We start from the raw sequence: 16,810 nt of genomic DNA, 5'->3' as shown, positions 1-16,810 counted from the left end.
ACGTACTTGCAGCGTCCCCCGTAACCGGACCCACCCCGCCATCCCACAGGAAGCCAGCTTTTGCTTCGGCGGTTGCTGTTGCTCCGGCTTGCCGCAGGTGCAGGGCCGCAGGCCCTGCCGAACCCCCTACCGCCCCATGACCCTGGCAATCGCTTCCACCAGCAGCTCACCGGTCACCGGCTTGCGCAGGAAACCGCCGATGCCGGCCGCTTCCACCTGCTGCTGCAGGTCCGGATCGGTCCGCGCGGTCACGGCAAGCAGCGGCAGCATGTAGCCCTGGTTGCGCAGGTGCTGGGCCAGCTCGAAGCCGCTCAGGCCCGGCAGGTCAAGATCCAGCAGGCCGACGTCGAAATCACCGGCGCTGATCTCGCGCAGTGCCGCCAGCGCATGCCCCGCATGCACGACCTCGTGCCCGCGCGCACTCAGCAACCCGCGCACCACGTCGGCCACGGTCGCATCGTCCTCCACCAGCAGTACCCGCAATGGCGGCATGTTCGCCGCGTCCTCGCGGTGCGTTTCACCATCTGCTTCGGCATTGGCATCGACCACCATCGGCAACGGCAACGTCACGCCGAAGCAGGTGCCGCGACCGAGTTGGCTCTCCACCTGGATGCGCCCCTGCATCGCATGCGCCAGTTCGCGGCAGATCGCCAGGCCCAGGCCACTGCCACCGTACTGGGCGGCGGTACGTGCACCATCGGCCTGCTCGAAGCGGCGGAACAGGCGTTGCTGCTGCTCCTGGCTGATGCCGGGGCCGGTGTCGCGCACCTCGAAATGCAGCGATCGCAGCTCGGCGTCGCCGCGCGCGTGCAGGGTGATGGTGCCGCGGCTGGTGAACTTGACCGCATTCGAGAGCAGATTCAGCAGAATCTGACGGACCCGCATTGCATCGCCGGTGGCCTGCAGGCCGGGGGGCAGCTGGTTGTCGAGGGTGAAACGCAGGCCCTTCTGCGCCGCCAACGGCCCCATCAGCGCGGCCAGGTCCTGCAGCAGGCTGCTCAGTGCGAACGGCTTGTGCTGCAATTCCAGACGACCTGATTCGATCCGCGCAAGGTCCAGCGCATCGTTGACCAGGTGCAGCAGGTGCTCGCCGGCATGGCGGATCGATTGCGTATAGCCGCGCTGCTGCGGATCCAGAGGCGAGGACAGCAGCAGCTCGCTCATGCCCAGCACACCGGTCATCGGCGTGCGGATCTCATGGCCAAGGTTGGCCAGGAAGCGGGTCTTGGCGGCCGATGCCTGTTCGGCCAGCTCCTGCTTGTGCAGCGCCAGCTGATAGGCGTGGCGGCGCTGCAGGCGACGACGGTACAGCCAAGCGAACCAGCTGGTCAGCAGCAGCGCGAACGAGGCCAGCACCAGCAGGCCGGACAAGCTGCGCCACCACGGTGGCTGCACGCGGAATTCCAGGCTCTGCACCCGTGACCAGACATGGTCGGCCGACCGCGCCTGCACTTCCAGCCGATAGCTGCCCGGTGCCAGCCGCGAGAACAGGCGCTCACCGGCCGGTCCCACTTCCACCCAGTCCGGGTCGTAGCCGGCTAACCGGTAACGATAGGTATTGGACGCCGAATCGGCGAATGACAGCAGGCGCGCGACGATGCGCAGATCGCGGTCGCCATCGGCGATCTGCAACGGCGTGTCGTGGGTGAGGTCCAGCACCTGCTCGTTGCGGCGCACCTCCACCCGCTCGATCACCAGCGGCGCACGCCGCATCGAGGGCCGCACCTGCTCCGGGTCGAACACCACCACACCGGCCGGCGTACCCGCCACCAGATGGCCGTCTCCCGACATCACCAGCGTGTGCTCACGGAATTCCTGGCTCGGCAGGCCGTCGTGCACGCCATACAGGCGCACGCTCTGGCCATCGGCACCGATGCGCACCAGGCCACGCGCACTGGTTGCCCACGCTACCCCCTGGGCATCGACCACCAGTCCCGAGGCGGAGATCGCCGGGTAGCCCTGCTCGGCACCAATCACGGCCTGCCGCTCCAGCCGGCCCTGGCTCCAGCGGTAGCGCGACAGGCGGCCATCCTCGGACAGCCAGACCTGGCCATCGCTTCCCACGTGCAGAGCATGGATCGCGGTCGCCGGTGCACCCGGTACCGGCTGGAAACGCTCGCTTTCCGGCAGCCACTGCAGCAGGCCACGGCTGCTGGCCAGCCAGATATGGTCCTGAGGCCCGCATTCCACGTCGAGATTGAGCTGGCCCTGCTGCAATCCGCGCTGGCCATTGTCCAGCTGGCGCCGCAGGCGCCCATCCAGATCGCGCTGCTGAAGACCCGCCGACAGCATCAGCCAGAGACTGTCACCATCACAGGTCATCATCGATTCGATGACACCTTCCATGGTCGCGTCGGCGCCGGCATCCCGGCCCCAGCGGCGCAGATCACGCCGCTTCGGGTCATAGCGCAGCAGTGCGTCGTTGGAACCGATCCAGACCTGGCCGCGGCGATCCTCGCGCACCGAGGTCAGCCAGTGCATGCCGTTGACCCAGGTGCGATGCTGTTCGATGCTGCCGGTCTTCGGATCGAAGCGGTCCAGCGCGCCGTGGCTGCCGACCGTCCAGATGCCGCCGTTGCTGGACGGGCTGGTACCCAGCACGAAAGCGTTGCGCAGCGAGCGGGGGTCGTCCTCCAGCCGCGACAGCACCGAGAACTGCCACCAACGCGGCAGCAGGTGCCAGAGGCCGGCGTTGGTGCTGGCCAGCCAGATACCACCCTCGCGATCCTCGTAGGCGCCGGTCCAGTTCGGGCGCACCGGACCACGCGCCACGGCGCTGTACAGGGGCACGGCCTGGTACTGGCCATCGACCGCCCGGCCAAGGCCGGTGCGGGTGTCCAGCCAGTGCCCGCCCTGCTCGTCGCGCAGCATCATGCCCAGCACCTGTTCGCCTTCGGGCAGCTTCCAGGACGGCGCCTCGAAACGACCGTCGGGGCGACGCACGACGGCACCGGCCATCGTGCTGATCCAGAGGCTGCCATCGGGCTCGGCCGTCAGGCCATTGATCAACTGGCTGGGAACGATGCTGGCACCGACCCGTTCAAAGTCCGTGCCGGTCCAGCGCGCGACGCCATGCTTGGTGCCGATCCACAGGCTGCCATCGGCCAGGGTTGCCAGGTACGGCACCGATGCGGCCGGCAGGCTGCGTGGGTTGTTCGCTTCGGGCAGGAAGCGCTGCAGCCGGTCCTGGTTGTCCAGGCGGTACAGACCACCTTCGTGGGTGCCGAACCAGACCGAACCATCCGGCGTGGTGGCCAGGCTCCAGACCGTGTTGGTGCCCATCAACGGCTGGCTGCTGCGGTCGTAGAAATGCAGCTGGCGGCGATCGGCCGACATCCGTACAAGACCGGCGTTCTCGGTGCCGATCCAGAGCTGGTTGCGGGCATCGACCAGCACCGTCCAGATGCGGTTGTCGCGCAGGCCGTCTTCCGAACGCCAGATCCGGTAGTTGCGCCCGTCGTAGCGGGCCAGGCCGTCGTTGGTGGCGATCCACAGGTAACCGTAACGGTCCTCGGCCATGCGGTTCACGGTATTGGACGGCAAGCCGTCGAACACCGTCACCTGGCGCGGGCTCGGTGGCACCGGCTGCGCCGCAGCGGGCGACAGGCAGCACAGGAGGACCAGCAGCAGCATCGCCGCCCGCAGATACACCACCGATTGCCTCCTCACGCTGCTTCTGATGATTCCCGCACTACGGGCGTCGGCATGGTAAACCGAAAGTCGCGCCGTTCACGCCCGGCACTGGCGCATTCAAAGGGTGGTCTGTCGTTTTGCGCGCGCCTGGGCAATGGCAGCCACCAGCATGTCACCGGTCACCGGCTTGCGCAGGAAGCCATCGAACCCGGCCGCCAGGACCTGGGTCTCAGCGTAGGCATCGGAGCGTGCGGTGACCGCCACCAGGGGTAGTTCATAGCCCATGGTGCGCAGCTGGCGGGCGATGGCGGTGCCGTCCAGCGCCGGCAGATCGAGATCCAGCAGGCCCACGTCAAAGCCATCGGTGGCGATCTCCGAAAGCGCGCCCAGGCCATGCAGCACGTGCACCACATCGTGCCCACGGCCACGCAGCAGGCCGGCGATGACCTCCGCCACGGTCGCGTCATCCTCCACCAGCAGGATGCGCAGTGGCGGCAGCATCGGCAGCACCGGCGATTCGCCCGGCGCATTGGTGGCCTGCCGGATCCAGGGCAGCGGCAGCCACACCCGGAAACGCGCGCCCTTGCCCGGCTGGCTGTCCACTTCGATGCGTCCGTTCATGGCCACGGCCAGCTCCTGGCAGATCGCCAGGCCCAGCCCGCTGCCGCCATAGCGCGACGCAGTGCGCGGGCCGTCCGCCTGTTCGAAGCGATGGAACAGGCGGTCCTGCTGCTCGGCGTTGATGCCCGGGCCGGTGTCATGCACTTCGAAGCAGAGGCCGCCGCCATTCTCCTCCAGTCGCACGGCCAGGCCGACGTGCCCACGCTCGGTGAACTTGATTGCGTTGCCCAGAAGATTCAGCAGGATCTGCCGCACGCGCATCTCGTCGCCGCTGACGCTGACCGGCCCCGGCGGATCGCTTCCACGCTGGAACTCCAGGTTGCGCTGCTTCGCCATCGGCTGCATCAACGCCTGCACCTGGTCGAGCAGGCCGGCCAGATCGAACGGGCGCAGGTCCAGCTCCAGCCGGCCGGCCTCGATGCGGGCCAGATCCAGCGCGTCGTTGACCAGCCGCAACAGGTGGCTGCCAGCCTGCTGGATCGAGCCTGCATAGCTGCGCTGCACCGCATCCAGCGGGGTGGCCAGCAGCAGTTCGCTCATGCCGAGCACGCCGGTCATCGGCGTGCGCACCTCATGGCCCAGCGTGGCCAGGAACCGGCTCTTGGCCTGTGAGGCCTGCTCTGCCAGCTGCTGCTTGTGCACGGTCAACTGCCATTGCTGGCGGCGGCGCAGGCGCGCACGGATCGACCACACCAGGATAAGCAGCAGCAGCGAGCCGATCAGCAGGTAGCCGAAGATCGCCATGCCGCTGCGCCACCAGGGTGGCAGCACCTTCACCTGCAACTGCTGCGAAGGCGTCCACGCGCCACTGGCCGTGGCTGCCTGGACTTCAATGACGTAGCTGCCGGTCGGCAGCCGCGACAACGTGCGCTGGCCGTCACCGCCCTGCTCCACCCAGTTCTGGTCGTAGCCCTGCACCCGGAAGCGGTAACGATTGCCCTGCGGATTGGCATAGGAAAGCAGTCGCGCGTCGATCTGCAGATCACGATCGTCGGGCCCCAGCAACAGCGTGCCGGTGGTCGGCAGTGGTTGCCAGCCACGGGCATCATCGCGCCGCACGCGGACCTCGGCGATCACCAGCGACGACGGTGGCAACACGGCATCGGCAGCATTCACATCGAACACCACCAGGCCGGTCTGGGCCACCGCAAGCACGCGACCATCGGCATTCACCGCTGGCGGCCGGCTGGTGAACTCGGCGTCGGGCAGGCCATCGCGTTCGTTGAACTGCTGCAGGCGGCGCGCCTTCGGGTCCCACCGCAGCAGGCCACGTGGCGTGGTCGCCCACAGGCGGCCATCTTCGGCCAACGCCAGTCCCCCCATGCTCACCGACGGCACGCCCGCACTGCCATCGATGCGCTGGATCAGGCGCAGGCTCATGCCATCCCACTGGTAGCGCTCGAGCGCGCCCTGGCGGGCCAGCCACAGCTGCTGTGGATCCACCCACACCAGATCGTAGATCAGCCCACGCGAAACGCCCGGCACCGCTTCGAAACGCCCGGCCTGTTCACGCCAGATCCCCATGTCGCCCATCACCCAGGCCTTGCCCTGGGCATCAAAGCGGATCTGCTCAACCGGTGAATCAGCCGTCTTGCGGAGATCCTCCAGCGGGAAACTACGCAGCACGCGGCCATCGGCGCTGCGCTGCTGCAGGCCCAGGTTCATCACCGACAGCCAGACCGTGCCATCGGGGGCCTGCCGCATCAGATCGATGCGCTGGCGCAGATCGGCCCCTCCATCGATATGCCAATCGTGCAGCGCGCGGGTGGCCGGGTCGTACACGCTGATGCGGCCGGCACGCCCCAGCCACAGGCGCCCGTCCGGCCGCGGCAGCACCGACCACACCGCCCCGCTGCCGATCTCGCGATCGCTGGCCAACAACTTCAGCACTCCCTGCGCGTCCAGCTGGTACACGCCATGCGCTGAGCCGACGTAGTAATTCCGGCCATCACTGGCTGCACTCAACAGGTACTGGCTGTCCAGCGGCTTGCCGTCAAGCTGGTTCCAGATCGAAAACCGGCGCCAGTCCGGCGGCAGGTAGGCCAGGCCCTGGGTCAGCAGCGCCACCCACAATCCGCCCTCATGGTCCTGCATCAGATCAAGCACACCGCTCTGGGCAGTGAGGAAACCACTGCCACGGTCGCCGTCGAGCCGCCGCAGCATGCTGGCATCTCCGCGCAACAGGCCATCGGAGGTGCCCGCCCAGTACCCCCCCTGGCGATCGGCCAGCACCAGTGCCGAACGCAGGCGTGCACTGTCGGTCCAGCGCGGACGACTGACCCGGTCCTGCGCGTCGATACGGTAGAGGCCGTCGTTCTGGCTGCCGGCCCAGATCGAGCCATCGGGGTCGCGGCTCAGGCGCAACACACTCAGCGCCCCCAGTTCGCGCGGCGCGACAGCCTCGAATCCAGTTCCGTTCCAGCGCGCAATGCCCGCCTCGGTGCCGATCCACAGGCGCCCCTGCGCATCGACCAGGCTGCTGTAGATGGTATTGCTGGGCAACCCGCCAGGACGGGCCGGATCATGCTCGAAGAAGCGCAGGCTGCCGTCTTCACCGAAACGGCAGACGCCATGGCCACTGGTGCCGATCCACAGTGCATCCTCGGCGTAGGCCAACGTCCAGAACTGGCTCATGCAGGGGCCGTTGACCGCATCGAAGGTCTTGAAGTGCTCGCGGTCAGCATCCAGCCGGGCCACGCCCTTGCCATTGATGCCGACCCAGACGCGATCCAGGGGATCGACCAGCAGGGTCTCGATCTCGTTGCCGGGCAGCGATCCCGGCTGCTCCGGATCATGTTCCCAGACCCGCAGGCTGCCGCCGTCATAGCGCACCAGGCCACCATCGGTGGCAGCCCATATATGGCCCTGGCGGTCCTCGGCCAACGCCAGCACCATGCGCGAGGGCATGCCTTCGGCGGCACCGAAACGGCGCAGGCGCGGTGTTTCCGCCATGTCCAGGGCCGTGGCCGCCGTGGCGAACGCCATCAGCAGCAGCCCCATTCCCGCGATGCCTCGGCACCACCGGCGCCAACCGCTCGTCATCCTGAACCCCCTGTCCTGTCCCGATTGTCACACAGGGCCGGCTTCATGGCTGCAACAGCCTGTTTCCACCGGTGGACCCACCACGAACTGTTGCAGCCATGCACGCAACGTTGGCAGGGGGCTGTGCGTATGATCGCAACGTCCCCCTTTCCAGAGCCCGCCATCGATGCGTCCCTGCCTGGCCCTGCTGCCGATGCTGCTCGCCACCGCCCCCGCCTGGGCGGATGCAGATACCTATCGCCTCGATCCGGTGCATACGCGTGTGCTGTTCACCATCGACCACGCGGGTTACTCGCAGGCGATGGGCACGGTCTCCGGCAGTGAGGGCCGCCTGCAGTTCGATCCCGACAACTGGCGCGAGGCCACACTGGATGTCGAGGTCCCCGTGTCGCGACTGGACCTGGGTGATGCCAAGTGGAACCAGGCCACGCTGGCCCGCAGCCTTCTGGACGGCGAGCGTTTCCCGAAGGCACATTTCGTCTCCAGCCGGGTCGAACCGATCGATGCCAGGCGCGCCCACGTGATCGGCACCCTGACCCTGCGCGGGGTCAGCCAGGAGATCACGCTGGACGTGACGCTCAACGCCATCAAGCGCTATCCCCTGCCCCCGTTCCGACGCACCGCCGGTTTTTCCGCCAGCACCACGCTGAGCCGGCGCGCGTTCGGCATCACCGCCTGGCCGGGCGTCATCGGTGATGCAGTACAGCTGAGGATCGAGGCTGAAGCCACACTCGACCGCAGCGACGCCCCGGGAACTCCCGCTCCCGTTCCACACTCCGACCCCAAGACGGCCCCCTAGAGGACCCTTCATGACCGCCAAGAACACCCCCGCCGCCTGGGGGAGTGTCAGCCAGATCCTGCATTGGTTGATCGCATTGCTGATCCTCGCCCTCGGCGTGGTCGGCCTGACCATGGGCGAACTGCCCAAGACCCCCAAGTATTTCTGGGTCTATACCGCGCACAAGTCGATCGGCATCACCGTGCTGGCGCTCGTACTCTTCCGCCTCGGCTGGCGCCTGTATGCCGGTGCTCCCAAGCCGGTGCCGGGCGTGCCCAGCTGGCAGGAACGCATCGCCAGTGCCACCCATGTGCTGCTGTATGTGCTGATGTTTGCCATCCCGCTATCGGGCTGGCTGTACGACTCGGCCAGCGGCCTGCGCCCGTTCCGCTGGTTCGGCCTGGTCGACGTGCCCAAGCTGAGCGGCCCGGACCCGCAGGTCGTTGCGGTGTCCCATGCCATCCACGAATACGGCTTCTGGCTGTTGATCGCGGTGGTGCTGGCCCATGCCGGCGCTGCCTTCTACCACCACCTGTTCCAGCGCGATGCGACCTTGTCCCGCATGTTGCCGCGTGGCTGGCTCACCTCCCCTCAGAAGGACTGACCGATGAACCTGAAACTGACCACTCCGGCCGCCGTGGCCGCCGCCCTGGCCGGCATGCTGGCCACCGCCCCGGTGCTCGCCGCCGACTACGCGCAGGCCCCCGGTGCCGGTTCGATCCTGGTGTTCGCGACCAAGTACGACGGCGAAGTGTTCACCGGCAGCTTCCCGGGCTTTGCCACCAAGCTCAGCTTCGACCCGGCCAACCCGGCCGCCGGTTCGCTGGACGTGGTGATCCCGCTGGCCGGCGCCAAGAGCGGCAACAGCGACCGCGACTCGACCCTGCAGACCGCCGACTTCTTCAACGTCGGCAAGTTCGCCACCGCGCGCTACACCGCCAAGGGCTTCCGAGCGGTGGGCAACGACCAGTTCGCCGCCGACGGCACCCTGGAACTGCGCGGGGTCAGCAAGCCAGTCACGCTGACCTTCACCTGGAAGCCGGGCACCCAGCCGGTGCTGACCGGCAAGGCCACCGTCAAGCGCCTGGACTTCGGCGTCGGCAGCGGTGACTGGGCCGACACCAAGACCATCCCGGACGAAACCGCGATCAGCACGATCGTGAAGTTCGACGCGAAATGAGCGATGGGCCGGGGCACGGCCCCGGCCGCATCCTGTAGAGCCGAGCCATGCTCGGCTGCCGTCCAGGTCGCGCTGCGCGCGTCAGCCGAGCATGGCTCGGCTCTACAATGAGCTTTCAGCCAGCCAAGCCTTAACCGTGGCCGCGTCGAACGGCCAGTCCAGCTCACGGTCACCGCGCTCGTCGCGCAGCACCGGCACCCGCGCGCCGTAGCGCGGCTCCAGCGCCGGCTGGTCATCCAGGAACACCGATTCGAACTCCGGCGCCCTGGCCTTGGCCAGCTCGGCCAGGGCCATGTCGCACAGGTGGCAGTCGTCACGCTGGAACAGAGTCAACACCGGATGGGACCCCTTGGCGGAAATGCTGCGCCGCAGCCATGGAAGTGCGGCATGAACCGCTAGAATAGCGGTCTCTTCCGGTACCCGCAGTACGGCAACCATGGCTGTCAGCACGTTCGACGTTTTCAAGATCGGCATTGGCCCGAGCTCCTCGCACACCGTCGGGCCAATGAAGGCCGCCGAGCGATTCATCCACCGCTGGCTGCTCGATCCGGGCCGCCTGCACGAAGTCGCGCGCATCCGCGCCGATGTCTACGGCTCGCTGGCGCTGACCGGCCGCGGCCACGGCACCGACAAGGCGATCCTGCTGGGCCTGGAAGGGCAGCGGCCAAACCTGATCGACCCGGACATCATTCCGGCCACCCTGGAGCGCATCCGCAGCAGCAAGCGCATCCAGCTGATGGGCCAGCACGAGATCGCCTTCGACGAAAAGCGCGATCTCGGCATGAACAAGCGCCAGAAGCTGCCGTACCACACCAACGGCATGCGTTTCACTGCGTACAATGCCGAGGACGAAGTGATCGCCACCCGCGATTACTACTCCGTCGGCGGTGGCTTCGTGGTCAACCAGGACGACGCGGCCGATGACCGCATCGTGCCCGACGAGACCCCACTGCCCTACCCGTTCAAGAGCGGCGACGAGCTGCTGGCGCAGACCGCGCGCAGCGGCCTGAGCATTGCCCAGCTGATGTTCGAGAACGAGAAGTGCTGGCGCAGCGAGGACGAGATCCGCGCGCAGCTGCGCGAGATATGGAGTGCGATGCAGTCGTGCGTGACGCGCGGCATCCGTGAGGAAGGCGTGCTGCCGGGTGGCCTGAAGGTGGGCCGCCGTGCACCGGCGCTGTACCGCGAGCTGTCGTCGAAGCCGGAAGCGGCGATGCGCGATCCGCTGACCACGCTGGACTGGGTCAACCTGTACGCACTGGCGGTGAACGAGGAAAACGCGGCTGGAGGCCGCGTGGTGACCGCGCCGACCAACGGTGCCGCGGGTGTGCTACCGGCGGTATTGCACTACTTCGACCGCTTCTGTCCCGGCGCCAACGAGCAGCGCGTGTTCGACTTCCTGCTGACCTCGGCGGCGATCGGCATCCTGTACAAGGAGAACGCCTCGATCTCCGGCGCCGAAGTGGGTTGCCAGGGCGAAGTGGGCGTGGCCTGCTCGATGGCGGCCGGTGGCCTGGTCGCGGCGCTGGGTGGCAACCCCAGCCAGATCGAGAATGCCGCGGAAATCGGCATGGAACACAACCTCGGCCTGACCTGTGACCCGATCGGCGGCCTGGTGCAGATCCCCTGCATCGAACGGAACGCGATGGGCGCGGTGAAGGCAATCAATGCCTCGCGCATGGCGATGCGTGGCGACGGCAAGCACAAGGTGTCGCTGGACAAGGTGATCAAGACCATGCGCGATACCGGCCGCGACATGCAGGACAAGTACAAGGAAACCAGCCGCGGTGGGCTGGCGGTGAACGTCATCGAGTGCTGAGTTGTAGCGCCGAGCCCCTGCTCGGCTGATGGGGTAGCCGAGCAGGGGCTCGGCTCTACACCGGACGACACCGTCACCGCATTCCGGTTAGGCTCGGGGCTCCCTTGCCCCCGGACTGCCCCATGCGCGTGATCGCCGCCGCCCTGCTTGCCTGCCTGCCGCTGCCTGCCCTGGCTGCGCCGACTTATGGGCCACGCCTGGAAGGCTTCGACTACGGCTATCCGGTGAAGACCTTCGCACTGGAATCGCAGCGGCAGCCGCTGGAAATGGCCTACCTGGACATCGCGCCGAAGAAGGCACCCATCGGTGTGGTGGTGCTGCTGCACGGCAAGAACTTCTGCGCCGCCACCTGGAAGGAATCGATCAAGCCACTGGTTGCCGCCGGCTACCGGGTGATCGCCCCGGACCAGGTCGGCTTCTGCAAATCCAGCAAGCCCGAACGTTACCAGTATTCGTTCGCGCAGCTGGCCGCCAACACCCATGCCCTGCTGCATCAGCTGCAACTGGGTGATGTACCGGTGCACCTGGTCGGTCATTCGATGGGCGGCATGCTGGCGGTGCGCTACGCGCTGATGTTCCCGCAGGACCTGCGCAGCCTGTCGCTGGTCAACCCGATCGGGCTGGAAGACTGGAAGGCGCTCGGCGTACCTTGGCGCAGCGTGGACGCGTGGTACGCCGGCGAATTGAACATCAGCTATGACAGCATCCGCCGCTACCAGCTGGAGGTGTACTACGACGGCAAATGGAAACCGGCATATGAACCGTGGGCGCGGATGCAGTCGGGCATGTACGAAGGCCCGGGCAAGCAGGCCGTTGCATGGAGCCAGGCGCTGGCCTCGGACATGGTGTTCAACCAGCCGGTGGTCTACGAACTGAAGAACCTGCAGGTGCCGACCACGTTGTTCATCGGCCAGAAGGACCGCACCGCGATCGGCCGTGACCTGGCACCACCTGCAGTAAAGGCGACGCTGGGCAATTACCCGGTGCTCGGCAAAGCCGCGGCCTCAGCGATTTCCGGCTCGAACCTGGTCGAGTTCGCCGAACTGGGGCATTCGCCGCAGGTGCAGGACCCGAAGCAGTTCAACAGCGCACTGTTGAAGGCGTTGACGTCTCGCTGACCGGCAGGCGTGCCCCTGTAGAGCCGTGCGTGGGCTCGGCTCTACAGAAGCGGTGCGATCAACCCACGATCCGCAACACATCATCCAGCAGCGCGGCGGCGGTGACTTCCGCGCCAGCGCCCGGGCCCTGGATCAACAACGGCTGGCGCTGATAACGGTCACTGTGGATGGCTACGCGGTTGTCGGTGCCCGCGCCCTGCGCCAACGGGTGATCGGCCGGCAGCTCGCGCAGGCCCACCTTCGCACCCGCGCCATCGACACGGCCAACGAAACGCAGCACGTGGCCGTTGTCGCGCGCCTGCTGCCAACGCGCCTGCAACGGCGCATCCAGCTGCTCCAGTGCCGCCAGTGCATCCTCCAGCGGCAACGCTGCCAGCGTTTCAGGCACCAGTGAATCCACCTGCACCTGCGAAGCATCCAGCGCCAGCCCGCTGCTGCGGGCCAGGATCAGCAGCTTGCGCCGCACGTCTTCGCCGGACAGGTCCAGGCGCGGATCGGGCTCGGTATAGCCGGCCGCCAACGCGTCGCGCACCGCCGCCGAGAACGGCGACTGGCCGTCGTAACGATGGAACAGCCACGCCAGCGAACCGGACAGCACACCCTCGATGGCATGGATGTGATCGCCACCGGCCACCAGCGCGCGCAGGCTGCTCAGCAGCGGCAGGCCCGCGCCGACGGTGGCGCTGTCGCCATAGCGCGCACCACTGTCGGCGCAGCTTTCGGCAATCGCCTGCGCGCGTGCGAGCTGCGCACCACGGCCCAGCTTGTTGGCGGTCACCACGTGCACGCCGCGTGCCAGCCACTGCACGTGGCGTGCGGCCACGTCTTCGCTGGCGGTGGCATCGACCACCACGTCGCCACGTTCCAGTCCTTCGGCGCTGGCCCACGGCGGCGAACTCTGGCCATCGCGCGGTGCACGCCGTGCCAGCTCCAGCGGCAACACCAGGTCACGATCGATCTCCAGCGCAGTGCGTGAATTGGCCAGCCACTGCACGCTGGGCAGTTCCAGCCCACGCGCCCGCAATGCCTGGTAACGCTGCACGAAGGCCGAGCCGACCGTGCCAGTGCCCAGCAGCGCCAGGCGTCCCACGCCCAGCGCAGGAATGTCAGCGGCGAGCGCGCTCATGCATCCACCACCTGTTTGCGGCGCGCAGCCGCATCAATCACCGCTTCGGCGCGCTGCAGCGCGGCGCCCAGATCAGCCAGCAGGTCACGCTCGGCCTCGATCCCAACCGACAGGCGCAGCAGCCCTTCACTGATGCCCGCGGCGGCGCGCGCTTCGGCGGTCATCGCCGCATGGGTCATGGTGGCCGGATGCGCGATCAGGCTTTCGACGCCGCCCAGCGATTCGGCCAGGGTGAAACAGCGCAGGCCATCGACGAAGGCACGCACTGCGGCATGCGGATCATCGCCTTCGCAGTCGGCCAGTTCGAACGACAACATCGCGCCAAAGCCGCTTTGCTGGCGTGCGGCGATGGCATGCCCGGGGTGATCGGCCAGGCCCGGGTAGTAGACCCTACCGACTGCCGGATGCTGGTCCAGCAGGGCAACGATCGACGCGGTGTTCTCCTGGTGCACGCGCAGGCGCGCATCCAGCGTGCGCAGGCCGCGCAGGGTCAGGAACGCATCGAACGGCGAACCGGTCAGGCCCAGCGCGTTGCCCCACCACACCAGCTGCTCGTGCAGTGCCTGATCGCGCGCGACCACCGCACCACCCACCACATCGCTGTGGCCATTGATGTACTTGGTGGTGGAATGCAGCACCAGATCTGCGCCGAAGGCCAGCGGTTGCTGCAGCGCCGGCGACAGGAAGGTGTTGTCGACCACCACGAGTGCACCGGCCTTGTGCGCGGCATCGATGACGAAGCGCAGGTCGGTGATGCGCAGCAGCGGGTTGGACGGGGTTTCCACCAGCACCAGCTTCGGCTGGGTGGCCAGCGCCTGTGCCAGTGCACGCGGATCGGTCAGGTCGGCGGTGACCAGTTCGAAGTGGCCCTTCTTCGCCAGCGCATTGAACAGGCGCCAGCTGCCACCGTACGCATCGTGCGGCACCACCAGGGTATCTCCCGGCTGCAGCAGTGCATTCAGCACCAGGTTGATCGCCCCCATGCCGGTGGCGGTGATCACGCCGCCGGCACCGCCTTCCAGTTCGGCCAGCGCCTCACCCAGCAGGTCGCGGGTGGGGTTGCCACTGCGCGTGTAGTCGTACTGGCGCTTGTTGCCGAAGCCTTCAAAGCTGAAGTTCGACGACAGCACGATCGGCGGGGTGACCGCGCCATGGGCGGTATCGCGATCGATGCCGGCACGGACGGCGGCGGTGGTGCGACTACAGGACGGCTCGTTGGCGTGCAGGCTCATGCGGACTCTCCAGAGGTGCGGAAGGCAGTGGCGAGGATCGCGTCGATGCGATCGGCTTCTTTGAGGAAGGCGTCGTGGCCGTAGGGCGAGCGCAGCACGCGCAGGCTGCCGCGCGGGCCCAGACCTTCGACCAGGCCGACGAGGTCGGCCAGCGGCACCAGGCGGTCGCCCTCCACGGCCACCACCACGGTCGGCGGCAGGATCGCGGCGGGGTCGACGCGGTGCAGGTCGATCGATTCGGACAGGCGCAGGTAGGCGGTCACCGGTGTGCGCGCGACGTACTGTGCGCCGGCGGCGTCGAGATAGTCTTCGGCGGCCACGCGCACGCGGCCGTTGATCACTTCCGGCGCGGCGTCGAAGCGCTCGCCGAATTCTTCCGGGGTGCGGTAGCTGAGCATGGCGAACTGCCGGGCCAGCGCCAGGCCATGATCTTCGCCGCACTGCAGCTGGCCCAGCGCGACGGCGCGGCGCTGCAACGCGCGCCAGGCGGCGGCATACGGGTGCGGGCGATGTGCACCGCTGGCCAGCACCAGCTGGCGCACGCGGGCACGATGACGGATCGCGAACTGCTGGCCGACCAGCGCGCCATACGAATAGCCGACGAAGGCTTTCAGCGCGCGGATGCCGAGATGATCCAGCACCAGCGCCAATGCGTCGGCCTGATCGGCGGTATCGATCGGCACGTCCAGCGCACCGTCGGCGCCGATGAAATCGAACGCCAATACGCGCAGCTGCTGCGGATCCAGCGTGCGCCCCCTGCCGACCAGCTCTTCGGCCCAGCCCTTCTCGCTGAACTGTGCGTTGGAGGCCACATGGCGATGCGCGGAGATGCCGCCGGCCAGTACCACCACCGGCGCGTTGGCCGGGCCGACCCACTCGTAGCGCAGGCGCACCGGGCTGGGACAGGCATGACGCATCGACAGCACCGCGGCGAACTCACCGCGCTCGGCATGCACACGGTCTTCGACCGGCACGCTGACGGGGACAAAGGGTTCGGGGCGAACGGCGGTACTGGTGGCGAAGCTCATGGCGGGATCCGGTTGGGGAATCGGCCATCGAGCCTTCGCGGGGCCCGCGTTCGAGATGCACGTGTGGTGCATGGTTCGAACCATCTTTCGGTGGACGCCACGGTCCCCGCAGGATTTGGCACCTACGCGGACGCTTGCGCGCCTGCGGGCTGCCCCGGCTTCAAAGGGCCTGTCCCTCTGCCGGTCTCGATGGTGAGGCCACGATGCCAGCCCTTCCGTGCACTGTCAATCCCTTCATGCGGATAAAGCGATGAATATTTTCGTCCCGGGTATGCGAAGGGCGTCGCGGTTGTCCCGTTCAGGATCCGGTACAGTCCCGGCGGTCCCTGCCGCTGGACCCCCCCGATGCCACGCCTGCCCCTGACCTGGCTGCTGCTGCCCCTGCTGGCGAGTGCGACGGCCAGCGCCGGCGACTGGCGCCAGGGCTGGGGACTGGTACCTCCTCCCGCTTCTGCCGCCCGCGCAGGCGATGCCGAGGCTGCCGCACCGATGGCCCAGCTGCGCCTGCAACCGGTCGGCACGCAATGGCAGGCCCGCATCGACAACACCCTGGCCGGACCGCTGCAGATCGAGCTGCGCGCTGCACCCGGACACCCGGTCGAAGGGCTGCCGGTGCAATCGCTGATCCAGGGCGACAGCAGCCTGGTGGTCGGCCACCTGCCTGCCCCGCTCGACGGCCGCACGCTGGACCTGCGCCTGCAGTCGGTACCGGGCAACCCGGCCGCACAGGCCGAGGATGTGGCCTATCGCCTGCCGTTCGATGCGGCCCGTCCACGCGTGGACCAGGCGCCGCAGGGCCGGTTCAGCCACGACGACGAGGAAAACCGCGATGCGGTCGACTTCGCGCTGCCTGAAGGCACGTTGGTGCTGGCCGCACGCGAGGGCACGGTGATGCAGATCCAGGATGGCTTCCGTGGCAACGGCCAGGACCGCGAACGCGATGGTGGCCGCGCCAACTTCATCCGCGTGCTGCACAGCGACGGCAGCATGGCCCTGTACGGCCACCTGCAGGCCGGCGGCATGCGCGTGCGTCGCGGCCAGGCGGTGGGGGCCGGGCAGCCGATCGGCCTGTCCGGCAACAGTGGCTACAGCAGCGCCCCACACCTGCACTTCGTGGTACAGGTCAACCGCGGCATGGGCCTGCGCTCGGTGCCGGCACGCATCTTCGCCGAGCAGGGCCAGCTGCAGTTCGCCCGCCAGGGCGAGGCCGACGGCGGTACCGGGCGCTGACCG

The 16,810-nt window shown here is 67.9% G+C and carries 12 protein-coding genes and 1 riboswitch; of the genes, 6 read left to right on the top strand and 6 right to left on the bottom strand.

Going from position 1 to position 16,810, the window contains the following annotated elements:
* Nucleotides 1-126: 126 nt before the first annotated feature.
* Both ARC63_RS12820 and ARC63_RS12815 read right to left on the bottom strand, forming a co-directional pair.
* The gene (locus ARC63_RS12820; protein WP_057503490.1) at nt 127-3,654 is read right to left on the bottom strand and encodes a hybrid sensor histidine kinase/response regulator; all 3,528 of its coding nucleotides are present in this window, start codon (nt 3,652-3,654) and stop codon (nt 127-129) included.
* Nucleotides 3,655-3,750: 96 nt separating this feature from the next.
* On the bottom strand, nt 3,751-7,296 hold the full coding sequence (locus tag ARC63_RS12815) for a hybrid sensor histidine kinase/response regulator (RefSeq protein ID WP_029379839.1): 3,546 nt from the start codon (nt 7,294-7,296) through the stop codon (nt 3,751-3,753).
* Nucleotides 7,297-7,462: 166 nt separating this feature from the next.
* On the opposite strand from ARC63_RS12815, the gene ARC63_RS12810 reads away from it, so the two are divergent.
* Genes ARC63_RS12810 through ARC63_RS12800 form a run of 3 tightly spaced genes read left to right on the top strand, consistent with a single transcriptional unit; the run spans nt 7,463 to nt 9,254 of the window.
* Nucleotides 7,463-8,095, top strand: a complete 633-nt coding sequence (locus ARC63_RS12810) for a YceI family protein (RefSeq protein ID WP_010482756.1) — start codon at nt 7,463-7,465, stop codon at nt 8,093-8,095.
* Nucleotides 8,096-8,105: 10 nt separating this feature from the next.
* Nucleotides 8,106-8,678, top strand: a complete 573-nt coding sequence (locus ARC63_RS12805; protein WP_010482755.1) for a cytochrome b — start codon at nt 8,106-8,108, stop codon at nt 8,676-8,678.
* A 3-nt stretch (nt 8,679-8,681) separates the two neighbouring features.
* Nucleotides 8,682-9,254 (top strand): YceI family protein, encoded by a 573-nt coding sequence (locus ARC63_RS12800; protein ID WP_019336389.1) that lies wholly within the window; start codon nt 8,682-8,684, stop codon nt 9,252-9,254.
* A 102-nt stretch (nt 9,255-9,356) separates the two neighbouring features.
* Here ARC63_RS12800 and ARC63_RS12795 read toward each other — a convergent pair whose 3' ends face one another.
* Nucleotides 9,357-9,590, bottom strand: coding sequence for a glutaredoxin family protein (locus ARC63_RS12795; protein ID WP_019338792.1), 234 nt, complete (start codon nt 9,588-9,590; stop codon nt 9,357-9,359).
* A gap of 100 nt (nt 9,591-9,690) precedes the next feature.
* Between ARC63_RS12795 and ARC63_RS12790 the strand changes: the two genes are divergently transcribed.
* A complete protein-coding gene (locus ARC63_RS12790) occupies nt 9,691-11,073 on the top strand; it encodes an L-serine ammonia-lyase (RefSeq protein ID WP_019338791.1) in 1,383 nt (460 codons plus the stop codon).
* Between the two features lie 122 nt (nt 11,074-11,195).
* Nucleotides 11,196-12,191 carry an alpha/beta fold hydrolase gene (locus ARC63_RS12785; protein ID WP_057503489.1) on the top strand — a complete coding sequence of 332 codons (996 nt, stop codon included), beginning with the start codon at nt 11,196-11,198 and terminating at the stop codon, nt 12,189-12,191.
* Between the two features lie 58 nt (nt 12,192-12,249).
* Here the strand turns inward: ARC63_RS12785 and ARC63_RS12780 are convergent, their stop codons facing one another.
* The 3 genes from ARC63_RS12780 to metX are packed head-to-tail and all read right to left on the bottom strand — an operon-like array spanning nt 12,250 to nt 15,577.
* On the bottom strand, nt 12,250-13,317 hold the full coding sequence (locus tag ARC63_RS12780; RefSeq protein ID WP_057503488.1) for a homoserine dehydrogenase family protein: 1,068 nt from the start codon (nt 13,315-13,317) through the stop codon (nt 12,250-12,252).
* On the bottom strand, nt 13,314-14,549 hold the full coding sequence (locus ARC63_RS12775; protein ID WP_010482748.1) for an O-succinylhomoserine (thiol)-lyase: 1,236 nt from the start codon (nt 14,547-14,549) through the stop codon (nt 13,314-13,316). The genes ARC63_RS12780 and ARC63_RS12775 overlap by 4 nt, the downstream gene beginning before the upstream one ends.
* Entirely contained in the window at nt 14,546-15,577 is a 1,032-nt protein-coding gene (gene metX / locus ARC63_RS12770; protein WP_057503487.1) for a homoserine O-succinyltransferase MetX, read from the bottom strand. The genes ARC63_RS12775 and metX overlap by 4 nt, the downstream gene beginning before the upstream one ends.
* A 77-nt stretch (nt 15,578-15,654) precedes the next feature.
* Nucleotides 15,655-15,773, bottom strand: a riboswitch (SAM riboswitch).
* A gap of 149 nt (nt 15,774-15,922) precedes the next feature.
* Between metX and ARC63_RS12765 the strand changes: the two genes are divergently transcribed.
* Nucleotides 15,923-16,807: a M23 family metallopeptidase gene (locus tag ARC63_RS12765; protein WP_057503486.1), complete on the top strand. Its 885-nt coding sequence runs from the start codon at nt 15,923-15,925 to the stop codon at nt 16,805-16,807.
* Nucleotides 16,808-16,810: the final 3 nt, after the last annotated feature.

Origin of the sequence: Stenotrophomonas geniculata ATCC 19374 = JCM 13324 (assembly GCF_001431625.1) — a bacterium.
GTDB lineage: Bacteria > Pseudomonadota > Gammaproteobacteria > Xanthomonadales > Xanthomonadaceae > Stenotrophomonas > Stenotrophomonas geniculata.
This window is presented reverse-complemented; position numbering and strand designations above follow the sequence as displayed.

Bases quoted from the DNA above. Each gene is read 5' to 3' on its own strand.
- ARC63_RS12815 (WP_029379839.1), bottom strand. From the start codon at position 7,296: ATGACGAGCGGTTGGCGCCGGTGGTGCCGAGGCATCGCGGGAATGGGG.
- ARC63_RS12810 (WP_010482756.1), top strand. From the start codon at position 7,463: ATGCGTCCCTGCCTGGCCCTGCTGCCGATGCTGCTCGCCACCGCCCCC.
- ARC63_RS12805 (WP_010482755.1), top strand. From the start codon at position 8,106: ATGACCGCCAAGAACACCCCCGCCGCCTGGGGGAGTGTCAGCCAGATC.
- ARC63_RS12800 (WP_019336389.1), top strand. From the start codon at position 8,682: ATGAACCTGAAACTGACCACTCCGGCCGCCGTGGCCGCCGCCCTGGCC.
- ARC63_RS12790 (WP_019338791.1), top strand. From the start codon at position 9,691: ATGGCTGTCAGCACGTTCGACGTTTTCAAGATCGGCATTGGCCCGAGC.
- ARC63_RS12785 (WP_057503489.1), top strand. From the start codon at position 11,196: ATGCGCGTGATCGCCGCCGCCCTGCTTGCCTGCCTGCCGCTGCCTGCC.
- ARC63_RS12780 (WP_057503488.1), bottom strand. From the start codon at position 13,317: ATGAGCGCGCTCGCCGCTGACATTCCTGCGCTGGGCGTGGGACGCCTG.
- ARC63_RS12775 (WP_010482748.1), bottom strand. From the start codon at position 14,549: ATGAGCCTGCACGCCAACGAGCCGTCCTGTAGTCGCACCACCGCCGCC.
- metX (WP_057503487.1), bottom strand. From the start codon at position 15,577: ATGAGCTTCGCCACCAGTACCGCCGTTCGCCCCGAACCCTTTGTCCCC.
- ARC63_RS12765 (WP_057503486.1), top strand. From the start codon at position 15,923: ATGCCACGCCTGCCCCTGACCTGGCTGCTGCTGCCCCTGCTGGCGAGT.